This is a genomic window from Lysobacterales bacterium, from assembly GCA_016721845.1.
Taxonomy (GTDB): domain Bacteria; phylum Pseudomonadota; class Gammaproteobacteria; order Xanthomonadales; family Ahniellaceae; genus JADKHK01.
In genome coordinates, this window is record JADKHK010000013.1 from 1,202,670 (window position 1) to 1,216,449 (window position 13,780).

Genomic DNA, 13,780 nt, shown 5'->3' on the forward strand with positions numbered 1-13,780 from the left:
GCGCCGGCCTGCGCCCAACCCGCCCGAGCCAAACAAGGCCCGGGCAACGCTGCTGCGCCATTGCGCCGCAGTGGTCATTGACGGAGTGATGATGAAACGTATTGCTGCGCTGGTCCTGGTTGCTTCGCTGTGCGCGCAGAATGCCGCCGCCTTCGATGCCTTCGTGGTGTCGGACATCCGGCTGGAAGGCCTCACCCGCATTCCGGCCGGCACCGTGTTCAGCGCACTGCCCATTGAAAAAGGCGATCGCATCGACAGCAATCGGGCCTCGGCGGCCGTGCGTGCGCTGTTCAAGACCGGATTTTTCAACGATATCGAACTGACGCGACAGGGCGACATCCTGATCGTGAAATTGAGCGAGCGCCCGGCGATCTCGAAGATCGAAATCACCGGCAACAAGGACCTCAAGACCGAAGACCTGATGAAGGGCCTGAAGGAAATCGGCCTGACCGAAGGCGAGACCTTCAATCGTCTCGAACTCGATCGCCTGACCCAGGAACTGACCCGTCAGTACAACAATCGCGGCAAGTACAACGTCAGCATCAAGCCGGAAGTCGAGAATCTCGACCGCAACCGCGTGTCGATCAAGATCACGGTGAGCGAAGGCAAGGCGGCCAAGATCCGCCACCTCAACATCGTCGGCAACCGGGCTTTCAGCGATGACGAAATCGTCGAGGATTTCGAATCCGGTTCGTCCAACTGGCTGAGCTGGTACAAGCGCGACGACCAGTATTCGCGCGAGAAGCTCTCCGGCGACATGGAGAAACTGGCTTCCTACTATCAGGACCGCGGCTACGTCGATTTCGCGGTCGAATCGACCCAGGTCTCGATCAGTCCGGATCGCAAGGAACTGTTCGTCACCGCCAACGTGCGCGAGGGCGAGGTCTACACCCTCACCGACATCAAGCTCGCCGGCGACCTGGTGGTGAAGGAAGACGTGCTGCGCAAGTTCATCTCGGCCAAGCCCGGTGAGACCTATTCGCGCGGCAAGCTCGAACGGGCCGCGGAATCGATGACCCGGGTGCTGTCGAACATCGGTTACGCCTTCGCGGAAGTGACGCCGTCACCCACGGTCGACCGCGAGAAACGCGAGGTCGCGGTCACCCTGTACGTGAACCCGGGCAAGCGCGCCTACGTGCGTCGCATCAATTTCATCGGCAATCAGCGCACCCAGGATGAAGTCCTGCGTCGCGAGATGCGCCAGCTCGAGGGCGCGTGGTTCTCGCAAGCGGCCATCGATCGCTCCAAGGGTCGTCTGCAGCGCCTAGGCTATTTCAAGGAAGTCACGGTCGAGACGCCGAAGGTGCCGGGCAGCGACGACCAGATCGACGTGAACTTCACGGTCGAAGAACAGAGTGCCGGCAGTTTCCAGTTCGGCGTCGGCTACTCGGAGCTCCAGGGCATCATCACCTCGGTGTCGCTGACCCAGCGCAACTTCCTCGGCTCCGGCAACACCGTCGGCACGACGATCCAGAACAACGACTACGTCAAGCGCTTCGACTTCAACTTCTTCGATCCGTATTTCACCGATGATGGCCTCAGCGTCGGCTACAACTTCAGTCTGCGCGAACTCGATCAAGGTCAGGCCAACCTGGCCGCCTATACCTCGGACACCATCGCCGGCGACGTTCTGCTCGGCATTCCGCTGACCGAGGTCGATACCTTGTCGCTGTCGCTCGGTCTCGACAAGAACGACATCACCACGGTTGACGGCTCGACGCCGACATCGCTGATCAACAACCTCGTCGAGGAACTCGGCGACCGCGAGCGCAGCACCTTTGCCTGCAATGGCCCGGATACCGATACCGATGGCACCGGCCCGGACACCGATACCGACACCACCACCGGCATCTGCACCGGTCCGTTCCGGCAATGGACGATCAACACTTGGTCGCTGCAGGCGGGCTGGCAGCGCGACTCGCGCAACAAGTACTTCGCGCCGACCCGCGGCACCTACCAGCGCATCGGTGCAGAGGTCGCCCTGCCCGGCTCGGATCTCGAGTACTACAAGGTCGCCTACGAATTCGGCCGTTATTTCCCTCTGTGGGGCGAATACGCCCTGCTGACCAAGGCCGAACTCGGCTACGGCGACGGCTACGGCAATACCAGCACCCTGCCCTTCTATCAGAACTTCTACGCCGGTGGCGTCCGTTCGGTGCGCGGTTTCGAGGACAACACCCTCGGCCCGACGGAAACCGCAAGCACGGCCAGTAGCTACCGCCAACCGCTCGGCGGCGCGTTCAAGACCGTAGGCGGACTGGAACTGATCATTCCGACGCCGATGACCAAGGGTGACTCGGATACCGCGCAGTTGTCCGCCTTCGTCGACGTCGGTAACGTGTTCCGGAATTTCGACGCCTTCGATTCCGGCGAGTTGCGTGCATCGGCGGGCCTGTCGCTGAAATGGCAGGCGCCGATCGGCCCGATCATCATCAACCTCGTGCGCCCGATCAAGAAGCAGGATGGCGACCGTACCGAGAGCATCCAGTTCTCGTTCGGGCAGCAGTTCTGACGACGGAGCCGGAACGATGGCCGACTGCACCGCGCCAAAGTTCCGCCGCTGCGCCGGCCTGATTCTTGCCGGCGCATTCTTGCTGTTGTCTGCCGCGACCGCGGTCGCGCAATCGGCGCGCATCGGCTATGTCGACATGAAGCGCCTGATCGACAACGCGCCCCAGGTCCTCGACACGCGACGCAAGCTGGAAAGCGAATTCAGCCCGCGCAACAAGGCCCTCGAATCCGAGCAGACGCGACTGGTCGAGCTCGAGGCACGCGATCGTCGCGATTCCGCGATCCTGCCGAAGGCCGCGGCCGATTCGCTGAAACGCGAGATCGATGCCTTGCGCAAGTCGATCGAACGCACACGCAAGCGTCTTGCCGAGGAATTCAAGGCGCGCGGCGACGAAGAATTCAATCGCCAATGGCCGCGCATCGAAGCAGCGGTGATCGCCCATGCACGCGAAAACCAGCTGGATCTGGTGGTGCAGGCGCCGGTGATGTACGCCAGCGCACAAATCGACATCACCGATGCGGTGCTCGCGCGACTGAAACGCGACGCCGCGGCCACGCCCGAGCGTTGATGTACGCGCTCGCCGACATCGCGAACCGGTTCGGTCTCGAACTTCGCGGCGACGCGACGGCCGGCATCGTCGGCGTGAACACGCTCGCCGAAGCCGGCCCGGACCAGATCGGTTTCCTCGCCAATCCGGCCTACCGCGCGCAACTGGCGACCACCCGCGCGGCTGCCGTGGTCCTGTCCGACAAGGACGCGCACGCCGCCACCGGCAGCGTGCTCGTGAGTCGCAATCCCTATGCCGATTTCGCCCGGATTACCGCGCTGTTCGAGCGCCGCGAGCCAGTGACGCCGGGTATCCACCCGAGCGCCGTGGTCGCCGGCGACGCCGTGATCGACCCGAACGCGCAGGTCGCTGCGCATTGCGTCATCGGTGCGCGCAGCCGCATCGCGGCGGGCGCGGTCCTCGGTCCGGCATGCGTGATCGGGGAAGACTGCGTCATCGGGCCGGAGGCCCGGCTGGTGGCGCGCGTGACCCTGGTCGTGCGCGTCCGCATCGGTGCCCGCGTGCTGATCCATCCCGGTGCCGTGCTCGGCGCCGACGGCTTCGGCCTTGCCTTTGATCAAGGCGCCTGGCTCAAGGTGCCACAACTCGGCGGCGTCGTCGTCGGCGACGACTGCGAGATCGGCGCGAACACCACCATCGACCGCGGCGCGCTCGGCGACACCGTGCTCGAGGAGGACGTGCGCCTCGACAACCAGATCCAGATCGGCCACAACGTCCGTATCGGCGCGCACACGGCCATTGCCGGCTGTGCCGCGATCGCAGGCAGCACCCGAGTCGGCCGCCACTGCCTGATCGCCGGCGGTGCCGGTATCATCGGCCATCTGGACATCGCCGACCGCGTGACGGTCGGCGCCATGAGTCTGGTCACGCACGACCTGCGCGAACCCGGCGAATATGTCTCCGGCACACCGATCCAGCCGAAACGCGAATGGCGCAGGAATGCAGCGCGTTTCGGCCAACTCGATCAACTCGCACGCCGCGTGCGCAAACTCCTTGGGGAAGGGAACGATGAATGACCTGTCCGGCGGCGTGAAGCTGCCGATCGAAGTCACCGAGATCATGGCGATGCTGCCGCACCGCTATCCGTTCCTGCTGGTCGACCGCGTGATCGAGTTCGAGCCGAACAAGCGCGTGCTCGCGATCAAGAACGTCACCGTGAACGAACCCTGTTTCACCGGACATTTCCCCGGGCATCCGGTCATGCCCGGCGTCCTCGTGATCGAGGCCATGGCGCAGGCCTCCGGCATCCTGACCCAGCTCTCGAACGGCTTCGAGCGCAGGGAGAACCAGCTCTACTATTTGGTGCGCGTCGACAAGGCACGGTTCACCCGCACCGTGGTGCCGGGCGACCAGTTGAAACTCGAAGTGATGCAGAAGCGCCTGATCCGCCGCATGGGTCTTTATGAATGCCGCGCTCTGGTCGGCGACCAGGAAGTCGCCAGCGCCGAGATCCTGTGCGCGGCACCGGAATCAAGCGCATGATCCACCCCAGCGCCCTCATCGATCCCGGCGCGAGAATCGGCGCGAATGTGTCGATCGGCGCGTTTTCGATCATCGGCGCTGGCGTCGAGATCGGCGATGACTGCGAGATCGGTCCGCATGTCGTGATCGAGGGACCGACCCGCATCGGCCCGCGCAACCGCTTCTTCCAGTTCAGCTCGATCGGCGCGGCGCCGCAGGACAAGAAGTTTCGTGGCGAGCAGGCGTCGCTTGAGATCGGCGCCGACAACATGATCCGCGAGTTCGTCACGCTGAATCGCGGCACTGAAGAGGGAGGTGGCGTCACCCGCATCGGCGACCGCAACTGGATCATGGCGTACGTGCATCTGGCGCACGACTGCATCGTCGGCAACGACTGCATCTTCGCGAATGCGTCCTCGCTGGCCGGCCATGTCCGTGTCGATGATTTCGTGATCCTCGGCGGCTTCTCGCTGGTGCACCAGTTCTGCCAGATCGGCGCACACGCCTTTACCGCGATGGGCTCGGTGATCAACCGCGACGTGCCGCCCTACACGGTGGTCGCGGGCAGTTATGCCGAACCCCGGGGCATCAATTCGGAAGGCCTGAAACGCCGCGGCTTTTCGCCCGAATCGATCATGTCGATCAAGCGCGCCTACCGCACGCTGTATCTCTCGGGCATGCCACTGGCGGACGCACGCGCCGAGATCGCCCAGGCAGCCGAAGCCACCGATGAATTGCGGATCCTGTCCGAGTTCATCGATCGCTCCGAACGTTCGCTGATCCGCTGAAGCCGTGAACCCGCGCCCGTTCCGCATCGCACTGATCGCCGGTGAAACCTCCGGGGACCAGATCGGTGCCGACTTGATGGTCGCGCTCAAGCAGTTGTACCCACGCGCGCAATTCGCGGGCATCGGCGGCCATCGCATGCGCCGCGCCGGCTGCGACACCTGGCACGACGCATCCGAACTCGCGGTCATGGGCCTCGTCGAAGTGCTTCGCCACCTGCCACGTCTGCTCAAGCTGCGCAGCGGCGTGGTGCAGCGCCTGCGCGACTGGAAGCCGGACGTGTTCATCGGCATCGATGCACCGGACTTCAATCTCGGCGTCGAGCGCAAACTGAAGAAGTCCGGCATCCGCACCGTGCACTATGTCAGTCCGTCGATCTGGGCGTGGCGCCCGGGTCGCGCGAAGAAGATCGGCGCGTCGGCCGACCGCGTGCTCTGCCTGTTTCCGATGGAGCCCCCGATCTACGCACGTTATGACGTCGATGCGCGCTTCGTCGGACATCCGCTTGCCGAGCGCTTCGAGAATCGACCTTCGCAGGCCGATGTCCGTGCTGCGCTTGAATTGCCGCTCAAGGGTCGGATATTGGCCATACTGCCGGGCAGCCGCTTCGGCGAAATCGAGCGTCTGGGCGACACCTTCGTGCAGGCAGCCCTGCAATGTGCGAACGCGATCTCGGGTCTCAAGCTGGTTGCACCGATGGCCGACAGCGACTGCGCCAAGGCCTTCGATGCCGTGCTGGGCAGGCATCGCGCGCGCAGCCTGATCCAGGTCGTCGAGGGCCGCGCCCATGAAGTGTTGTGGGCGGCCGATGTCGTGCTCACGGCATCGGGTACCGCCGCGCTCGAAGCCGGCCTCGCGGAGACGCCGATGGTGGTGGCGCATCGCATCCATCCGCTGAGCTACCGGATCGTGCGCCTGTTCGGCCTGCTGAAATCGAAGCACGTGTCGCTGCCGAACATCCTGTTGAATGGCGCAGTCGTCCCGGAGCTGCTGCAGAACGATTGCACGCCGGAAAAGATCACCGACGTCCTGCTCGCGCTGTTCCGCGACGAGTCGCGCATGGAAGCGATGCAGACGCAGCTGTCGACGCTGCTGCCCTTGCTCGCGGGTGGCGGTTCCGAAGCGGCCGCCGAGGCCATCGGCGAACTGATCGAAGCCGCATGAAGCGCATTGCCGGCGTCGACGAGGCCGGACGCGGACCGCTGGCCGGACCGGTCGTGGTCGCCGCCGTGATCCTCGATCCGGCGCGCCCGATCGACGGCTTGAACGACTCGAAGCAGTTGAGCGAAGTGCGTCGGAATGCGCTCGATCGCGAGATCCGCGAACGTGCGCTCGCCTTCCACGTGGTTGAGGTCGACACGGCCCTGATCGACCGCCACAACATCCTGCAGGCCACCCTGATCGGCATGCGTGCCGCGCTGCTCGGCCTGCACATCGCGGCGGACGAGGCCCTGATCGACGGCAACACGTTGCCGTCCGACCTGCCCTGCCGGGCACGCGCGATCGTCGACGGCGATGCCCTGATCGCCGAAATCAGCGCCGCCTCGATCCTCGCGAAAGTGCATCGTGATCGACTGCTGGTCGAACTCGATGCCGTGCACCCGGGCTACGGCTTCGCGATCCACAAGGGCTATCCGACTCCCGAGCATCTCGCTGCACTGAAACGTCTCGGCCCCTGCCCCGCGCACCGGCGCAGTTTCGCGCCGGTGAAGCGACTCATCGCGGTCGACCTGTTCGATTGAGCGGTCTGCCATGTCAAGCCTTGAGCGCTGGTCGGGCCAGGGCTAAGGTGCAGGAATGACTTCAACCTTCGTCCACCTGCACCTGCACACCGAGTATTCGCTGGTCGACTCGACCATCCGCATCGACCGACTGGTGAACGCCTGCGTCGCGGCCGGCATGCCGGCAGTGGCGATGACCGATGATTCGAACCTGTTCGCCCTGGTCAAGTTCTACGCGGCAGTCGAGAAGGCAGGACTGAAGCCGATCATCGGCTGCGACCTCTGGGTCGGCGAAACCGGCAACGATCTGTCGCGTACCACGGTGCTGTGCCAGAACCGCGACGGCTACCTGCGGCTGTCGCGCCTGTTGTCGGCAGCCTATCTCCAGCGCGGCAAGTCGGAGCGTGTCTTCGTGCCGCGATCGCGCCTGCTCGCCGACAACGCCGGCCTCGTCGCCCTGCTCGGGCGTCCCTCGGAATTGATCGCCGCAGCGGATGTCGACAGTGCCGACCGGCTGCTCGAAGACTGGCGTCGCGGCTTCGGCGATCGTGTCTATCTCGAACTCACGCGCTGCGGCCGCGTCGACGAATCGGCGCAACAGACGCGTTTGCTGCATCTGGCCAGTCGCCGTGATGTGCCTGTCGTGGCCAGCAACGACACACGCTTCCTCGCCCGCGAGGACGCCGAGGCGCACGAGGCACGCGTCTGCATCGCCACCGGGCGCGTGCTGAACGACCCGAAACGGCCACGTGACTACACCGACCAGCAATATCTGAAGACGCCGGGCGAAATGCGCGAGGCCTTCGCCGACTGTCCGGAGGCCATCGAGAACGCGGTCGAACTGGCGAAGCGCCTCAACATCGAGATGAGCTTCGGCAAGTACTACCTGCCGGCGTTCCCGGTGCCGACCGAACACACGCTCGACAGCTACATCCGCGCCCAGGCGCAGGCTGGCCTGGAAGAACGCCTTGCGCACTATCGCGGCGCACCGCCGTTCCCACGCGAGCATTATGTCGAGCGGCTCGGCATCGAACTCGACGTGATCGTGAAGATGGGGTTTCCCGGCTACTTCCTGATCGTCGCCGATTTCATCAACTGGTCGAAGGAGAACGGCATTCCGGTTGGTCCTGGGCGCGGTTCCGGCGCCGGCTCGCTGGTCGCGTACGCGCTCAAGATCACCGATCTCGATCCGCTGCCGCAGGACCTGCTGTTCGAACGCTTCCTCAACCCGGAACGCGTGTCGATGCCTGACTTCGACGTCGACTTCTGCATGGAGGGCCGCGACCGCGTCATCGACTACGTCAGTCGCAAGTACGGCGCCGACAAGGTCAGCCAGATCATCACCTACGGCACCATGGCTGCGAAGGCGGTGGTGCGCGACACCGGGCGCGTGCTCGGCATGGGCTACGGCCATGTCGATTCGATCGCCAAACTCATTCCGCTGACGCTCGGCATCACCCTCGACGATGCCATCGCCGAATCCGCCGAACTGCGCGAGCGCATGGCCAACGAGGACGACGTCGCGACCCTGATCGAACTCGCGCGCAAGCTCGAAGACCTGACCCGCAATGCCGGCAAGCATGCCGGCGGCGTGGTCATTGCGCCGACGCCCCTGCCCGACTTCGCGCCGCTGTACTGCGAAGAGGGTGGCGAGAGCGTCGTGACGCAGTTCGACAAGGACGACGTCGAGAAGGCCGGACTGGTGAAGTTCGACTTCCTCGGCCTGCGCACCCTGACCATCATCGACTGGGCGGTGAAAGCGATCAACGCGCGACGCGCGGTCACCGGCGAGTCGCCGCTCGACATAACGCAGCTGCCGATGGACGACGCGCCGACCTATGCGCTGCTCTCGCGCGGCGACACCACGGCGGTGTTCCAGTTCGAATCGCGCGGCATGAAGGACTACATCCGCAAGCTGCAGCCACAGGGCTTCGACGACATCGTCGCATTGGCCGCATTGTTCCGCCCCGGTCCGCTTGGCGCCGGCATGGTCGACAACTTCATCGACCGCCGTCATGGCCGCGCCGAAGTCAGCTATCCGCACCCGAGCCTGGAACCAATCCTGAAGCCGACCTACGGCGTGATCGTCTATCAGGAACAGGTGATGCAGATCGCCCAGGTGCTGGCCGGCTACACGCTCGGTGGCGCCGATCTGCTGCGGCGCGCGATGGGCAAGAAGATCGCGTCCGAGATGGCGCAGCAACGCTCGATCTTCGAGGAAGGCGCGGCGAAGAACGGCGTCGACCCGAATGTCGCGCGCGGCATCTTCGATCTGATGGAAAAATTCGCCGACTACGGCTTCAACAAGTCGCACTCGGCCGCGTATGCGCTCGTCGCGTATCAGACCGCATGGCTCAAGACCCACTACCCGGCCGAGTTCATGGCCGCGACCCTGTCCTCGGACATGGACAACACCGACAAGCTGGTCGGCTTCCTCGACGACGCCAAGGAGGCCTGCGGCCTGAGCATCCTGCCGCCGGAAATCAATTCCTCGACTTACATGTTCGAGGCGCTCGACGCGAAACGCATCCGCTACGGACTCGGCGCGATCAAGGGCGTTGGTCGCGCCGCCTGCGAAGCGATCGCCGACCAGCGCGTCGCGCGCGGACCTTATCAATCGCTCGATGATCTGGCGCAACGCGTCGACAGCAATCGCCTGAACAAGCGCGTGCTCGAAGCGCTGGTGCATTCCGGTGCGCTGGATGGCTTCGGTCACCATCGCGCCACGCTGATGAACCATCTGCCGGAAGCGATGAAGGGTGCCGAACAACAGGCGCGCAACCGGGATGCCGGGCAGATCGACATCTTCGGTCAGGCTGCAGTGTCTGCCGCACCGGAGGTCGTCATGCGCAAGCTGCCGGAATGGCCGCTGCTGCAGCGGCTCCACGGCGAGCGCGAAACACTCGGCCATTACCTGTCCGGGCATCCGGCCGATGCCTACAAGTCCGAACTCAAGCAGCTCACCTCGGGACCGATCGGCAAGGCCGAGGAGCTCTACCGCACCCTGCAGGCCACGGCCGAGAAGCGTCGTGGCCAGATCGAGATCCCGATCGTGTTCGGCGGCATCGTTCCGTCTGGTTTGCGTCGTCGCGGCGACGCGATGGGCTTCGCGGCCATCGAGGACGCCAGCGGCCGCATCGAGGTCGGGCTGTTTCGCGAGGCGCTGACTGAATACGCTGCGGTGTTCGCGAAGGATCAAATGGTCGTGGTCGCGGGCGGACTGGCGATCGACGAATATTCCGGCGGCTACCAGCTCAAGCTGCGTCAGGCCTGGACGCTGACGCAGGCTTGCGAACGCTTCGGGCGCGGCCTGCGCATCCATGTCACGGATGCGTCGCCGAAGTGGCTGGACCGGCTGGCGACGACCCTGAAGCCGGCGCGACCCGGCGCTGCGGCGGTACGCCTGCTGTACCAGAACCGGACGGCACGCACCGAACTGCAGCTCGGCGATCCCTGGCGGGTGCGCATCCTGCCCGAGGTGGTCGAGGAACTGCGCCGGCTGGACGGGGTCAGCGAGGTGCAGCTGTCGCTGGCACGGGCCACCGGCAACTGACGCTATCATTCGCCCTTCACCGGACTGGAACCTTGCGATGAATCCGAACATCCTCGAATTCGAGAAGCCCATTGCCGAGCTCGAAAACAAGCTGCGCGAACTGCGCGCCAGTTCGCAGGGTCAGTCGCTCGATTTCGAATCGGAGATTCGCAAGCTCGACGGCAAGCTGCGCGAGAAAACCGTCGAGATCTTCCAGAACCTGAGCGCCTGGCAGATCGCGCAACTGGCGCGGCATCCGTCACGGCCTTACACGCTCGACTACATCGGTCATATCTGCGAGGAATTCCATGAGCTCGCCGGCGACCGCGCGTTCGCGGACGATGCCGCCATCGTCGGTGGCCTCGGCCGGATCGAGGGCAAGTCGGTCGTGATCATCGGCCACCAGAAGGGCCGCGACACCAAGCAGAAGATTCGCCGCAATTTCGGCATGCCGCGCCCCGAGGGTTACCGCAAGGCACTGCGCCTGATGCAGATGGCCGAACGCTTTCACCTGCCCCTGCTGACCCTGATCGATACACCCGGCGCCTATCCCGGCGTCGGTGCCGAGGAACGCGGCCAGTCCGAAGCCATCGCCCGCAACCTGCTGGAAATGGCCAAGCTGCGCGTGCCGATTGTCTGCACCGTGATCGGCGAAGGCGGCTCCGGCGGCGCGCTCGCGATCGGTGTCGGCGACCGCGTCAACATGCTGCAGTTCAGCACCTACTCGGTGATCACGCCCGAAGGCTGCGCCTCGATCCTGTGGCGCAGCGCCGAACGCGCCAAGGATGCCGCCGAAGCCATGGGCATGACGGCCGCACGCATCCACGAACACGGCCTGATCGACCAGATCATCCCCGAACCGCTCGGCGGCGCGCACCGCGATCCCAAGACCACCGCCGACAATCTCAAAGCGGTCGTGCTCAGTCAGATCGCCGAACTCGAAAAGCTCGACCGCGACGTCCTGCTCACCCGCCGCTACGAAAAACTCCGCGGGATGGGGCAATACCAGGCGGCGTGATTCAACGTCGTTCGGACAAAAAGAAACCCCGCCGAAGCGGGGTTTCTCGTTTCCGGAACTTGCGTTCCGATTACTGCTGCTTGACGAGTTCGGTGCGGCGGTTGCGAGCACGGCCTTCCGAGGTGTCGTTGGTGTCGATCGGCTTGCCTTCGCCGTAGCCATTCGGACCCGAGAGACGATCAGCGGCGATGCCCTTGCCGGTGAGGTAGTCGTACACGGTCTTGGCGCGGCGTTCCGACAGACCCTGGTTGTAGGCGTCGGTACCGACCGAGTCGGTGTGGCCGGCGACTTCGACCTTGAGGGCCGGGTAGCGGTTCAGCACGTCGACGGCCTGGTCGAGGATCGCGGTCGATTCGGCGGTCAGTTCCGCACGGTCGAACGCGAAGTTGACGCCACGCAGGTCGATCACGATGGCCTGGGCGCAACCATCTGCACCCACGGCTTCGCCGGCGGCCGAAGTCGGGCACTTGTCATCGCAGTTGTTCACGCCATCCTTGTCATCATCCAGCGTGCTGCAGTCGGCCGGGGCCGGGGTCGGTGCCGGCGTCGGCGTTTCGGTGGCTGCGTCCGGTGCAGCGGCAGCGGCCGGTGCGGCCATGTTGCCGAGCTTGAACGTGCCGCCGAGGGAGACGATCCAGTCACCGAAATGATCGACGCCCGGGATGGTGCGGTCGTCCATGTCGTAGCGGTAGGTCAGTTCGGTACGCATCGCGACGTTGTCGTTGAACTCGTGACCGAGACCGGCGCCGACATCGAAGATCGGGTTCAGGTCGTCGTTGTTGCCGTAACCGTGCGCCTGATCGGTCGAATGCGCCTGCGACAGGCCCATGCCCACCTTCAGGAACGGACGCCACGACCAATCGGTGAAGTAGTGACGCAGCGACGCGGTCAGCCCGTAGCTGTCGTTGTTGCCGACGTAGTGATACTGGCTGCCGAGGTCACGCGGGGTGTAGTCCAGCGTCAGGTCGAGCGACGTGTTCTCGGCCACGAAGCGACCGAACCCCAGCGAAAGGAATTCCGTGTCGTCGGTATCGACATAACGTTCGTTGTCGTTGTGCGACACGCCGAGAGCCGGCGCGATATACCAGCGGCTGTCGTATTCTTGCGCCGAAACGGCGCCGGCGCCCAGTGCGAGCGCAATGAGGGCACACAAATGCTTACGGTTCATCGGAGTCTCCTTGTAGGTATGGCGTTGCCCCGGGGCCCTAGGACAACAGTCGAGGAGTATAGGCCAAGCATTGGGTCAAAAGGCTAAATTCCAGCCAAATCAATCAGCAAGCGCGGGTCACGGTAATGGCGCGGGTTCAGCGAGGCGCGGATCGTTATGCAGGCGCTCGGTCAGGAATTCCATGAAGGTCTTGATGCGGGCGACGTGGCGCAAGTCGGGATGCGTCAACAGCCACAATTCTCCGGTGAAACGCGGTTCGACCGGGAACAGGCGCTGCAGATCGGGCAAGTGCTGGTCGCTCGGCAAGAGCGCCAGACCGACGCCCTCGCGGGCCAGGGCCGCCATCGTCTCCAAATCGGCGGCGCGCGCGACGATGGCGTCGTCCGGCACATGCTTGGCCAACCAGGCGAATACCGGCAAACGCTGGAAGTTCTGGGTCGCGCCGATCAAGCGGTGCGTCGCGACATCGTCCATGCCGACCGGGCAGCCCATGCGCTCGCGGTAACTGTTGGAACCGTAGACCCACCAGCACAGCGACGCCACGCGGCGACCGACCAGATGCTCGGGCGGCGCACTGGTGGCGCGCAGCGCAATATCGGCCTCGCGGCGACCGAGGTCGAGTTCCGAATCCGATGCGTCGATATCGACGCGAATGCCCGGATAGCGGGCAATGAAATCCGGCAGGTACTGCGCCAGAAACCCGGTCGCGAGCCCGTGCGGGGCGGTGATCCGGATGTCGCCGCGCAGCGCGAAATCGCGTCCCGCGATCTTGCGTTCCAGCGCATGCACATTGGTCTCGACGGCCTCGGCCTCGGCACGGATCGATTCGCCCTCGGGCGTCAGCGCATAACCGCTGGCCATGCGCTCGAACAGGCGCACCCCGAGCACGTCCTCGAACGCGTTGAGGCGACGGAACACGGTCGAGTGATTGACCTTGAGGGTCCGCGAGGCCGCGGCCAGCGAGCCGCCGCGCGCGATCGCGAGGTACACCTGCACGTCATTCCAGTCGAACAT

Annotated in this window: 11 protein-coding genes; 9 read left to right on the forward strand and 2 right to left on the reverse strand. The window is 64.7% G+C overall.

Features of this window, described 5'->3' with window-relative positions:
- Positions 1–91 precede the first annotated feature (91 nt).
- The 9 genes from bamA to IPP28_12870 are packed head-to-tail and all read left to right on the forward strand — an operon-like array spanning position 92 to position 11,598.
- Positions 92–2,512 carry an outer membrane protein assembly factor BamA gene (bamA, locus tag IPP28_12830; GenBank protein ID MBL0041898.1) on the forward strand — a complete coding sequence of 807 codons (2,421 nt, stop codon included), beginning with the start codon at positions 92–94 and terminating at the stop codon, positions 2,510–2,512.
- A 16-nt stretch (positions 2,513–2,528) separates the two neighbouring features.
- Positions 2,529–3,080, forward strand: a complete 552-nt coding sequence (locus IPP28_12835) for an OmpH family outer membrane protein (protein MBL0041899.1) — start codon at positions 2,529–2,531, stop codon at positions 3,078–3,080.
- The gene (gene lpxD, locus IPP28_12840; GenBank protein MBL0041900.1) at positions 3,080–4,096 is read left to right on the forward strand and encodes a UDP-3-O-(3-hydroxymyristoyl)glucosamine N-acyltransferase; all 1,017 of its coding nucleotides are present in this window, start codon (positions 3,080–3,082) and stop codon (positions 4,094–4,096) included. The genes IPP28_12835 and lpxD overlap by 1 nt, the downstream gene beginning before the upstream one ends.
- Positions 4,089–4,562 carry a 3-hydroxyacyl-ACP dehydratase FabZ gene (fabZ, locus tag IPP28_12845; GenBank protein MBL0041901.1) on the forward strand — a complete coding sequence of 158 codons (474 nt, stop codon included), beginning with the start codon at positions 4,089–4,091 and terminating at the stop codon, positions 4,560–4,562. Before lpxD ends, fabZ begins: the two co-directional genes overlap by 8 nt.
- Positions 4,559–5,329, forward strand: a complete 771-nt coding sequence (gene lpxA, locus IPP28_12850) for an acyl-ACP--UDP-N-acetylglucosamine O-acyltransferase (GenBank protein ID MBL0041902.1) — start codon at positions 4,559–4,561, stop codon at positions 5,327–5,329. The genes fabZ and lpxA overlap by 4 nt, the downstream gene beginning before the upstream one ends.
- Positions 5,330–5,333: 4 nt before the next feature.
- Positions 5,334–6,491, forward strand: coding sequence for a lipid-A-disaccharide synthase (lpxB, locus tag IPP28_12855; GenBank protein ID MBL0041903.1), 1,158 nt, complete (start codon positions 5,334–5,336; stop codon positions 6,489–6,491).
- On the forward strand, positions 6,488–7,069 hold the full coding sequence (rnhB, locus tag IPP28_12860; protein ID MBL0041904.1) for a ribonuclease HII: 582 nt from the start codon (positions 6,488–6,490) through the stop codon (positions 7,067–7,069). The genes lpxB and rnhB overlap by 4 nt, the downstream gene beginning before the upstream one ends.
- A gap of 55 nt (positions 7,070–7,124) precedes the next feature.
- Positions 7,125–10,601 (forward strand): DNA polymerase III subunit alpha, encoded by a 3,477-nt coding sequence (gene dnaE / locus IPP28_12865; GenBank protein MBL0041905.1) that lies wholly within the window; start codon positions 7,125–7,127, stop codon positions 10,599–10,601.
- A gap of 37 nt (positions 10,602–10,638) precedes the next feature.
- Entirely contained in the window at positions 10,639–11,598 is a 960-nt protein-coding gene (locus IPP28_12870) for an acetyl-CoA carboxylase carboxyltransferase subunit alpha (protein ID MBL0041906.1), read from the forward strand.
- A 70-nt stretch (positions 11,599–11,668) separates the two neighbouring features.
- Here IPP28_12870 and IPP28_12875 read toward each other — a convergent pair whose 3' ends face one another.
- Together IPP28_12875 and IPP28_12880 are read right to left on the reverse strand one after the other, a co-directional pair.
- Positions 11,669–12,766 carry an OmpA family protein gene (locus tag IPP28_12875; protein MBL0041907.1) on the reverse strand — a complete coding sequence of 366 codons (1,098 nt, stop codon included), beginning with the start codon at positions 12,764–12,766 and terminating at the stop codon, positions 11,669–11,671.
- 117 nt (positions 12,767–12,883) lie between these two features.
- A complete protein-coding gene (locus IPP28_12880; GenBank protein MBL0041908.1) occupies positions 12,884–13,780 on the reverse strand; it encodes a LysR family transcriptional regulator in 897 nt (298 codons plus the stop codon).

Excerpts from the sequence above, each read along its gene's own strand:
- bamA (MBL0041898.1), top strand. The coding sequence starts at position 92 with ATGAAACGTATTGCTGCGCTGGTCCTGGTTGCTTCGCTGTGCGCGCAG.
- IPP28_12880 (MBL0041908.1), bottom strand. The coding sequence starts at position 13,780 with ATGTTCGACTGGAATGACGTGCAGGTGTACCTCGCGATCGCGCGCGGC.
- lpxD (MBL0041900.1), top strand. The coding sequence starts at position 3,080 with ATGTACGCGCTCGCCGACATCGCGAACCGGTTCGGTCTCGAACTTCGC.
- rnhB (MBL0041904.1), top strand. The coding sequence starts at position 6,488 with ATGAAGCGCATTGCCGGCGTCGACGAGGCCGGACGCGGACCGCTGGCC.
- dnaE (MBL0041905.1), top strand. The coding sequence starts at position 7,125 with ATGACTTCAACCTTCGTCCACCTGCACCTGCACACCGAGTATTCGCTG.
- IPP28_12835 (MBL0041899.1), top strand. The coding sequence starts at position 2,529 with ATGGCCGACTGCACCGCGCCAAAGTTCCGCCGCTGCGCCGGCCTGATT.
- fabZ (MBL0041901.1), top strand. The coding sequence starts at position 4,089 with ATGAATGACCTGTCCGGCGGCGTGAAGCTGCCGATCGAAGTCACCGAG.
- IPP28_12875 (MBL0041907.1), bottom strand. The coding sequence starts at position 12,766 with ATGAACCGTAAGCATTTGTGTGCCCTCATTGCGCTCGCACTGGGCGCC.
- lpxA (MBL0041902.1), top strand. The coding sequence starts at position 4,559 with ATGATCCACCCCAGCGCCCTCATCGATCCCGGCGCGAGAATCGGCGCG.
- IPP28_12870 (MBL0041906.1), top strand. The coding sequence starts at position 10,639 with ATGAATCCGAACATCCTCGAATTCGAGAAGCCCATTGCCGAGCTCGAA.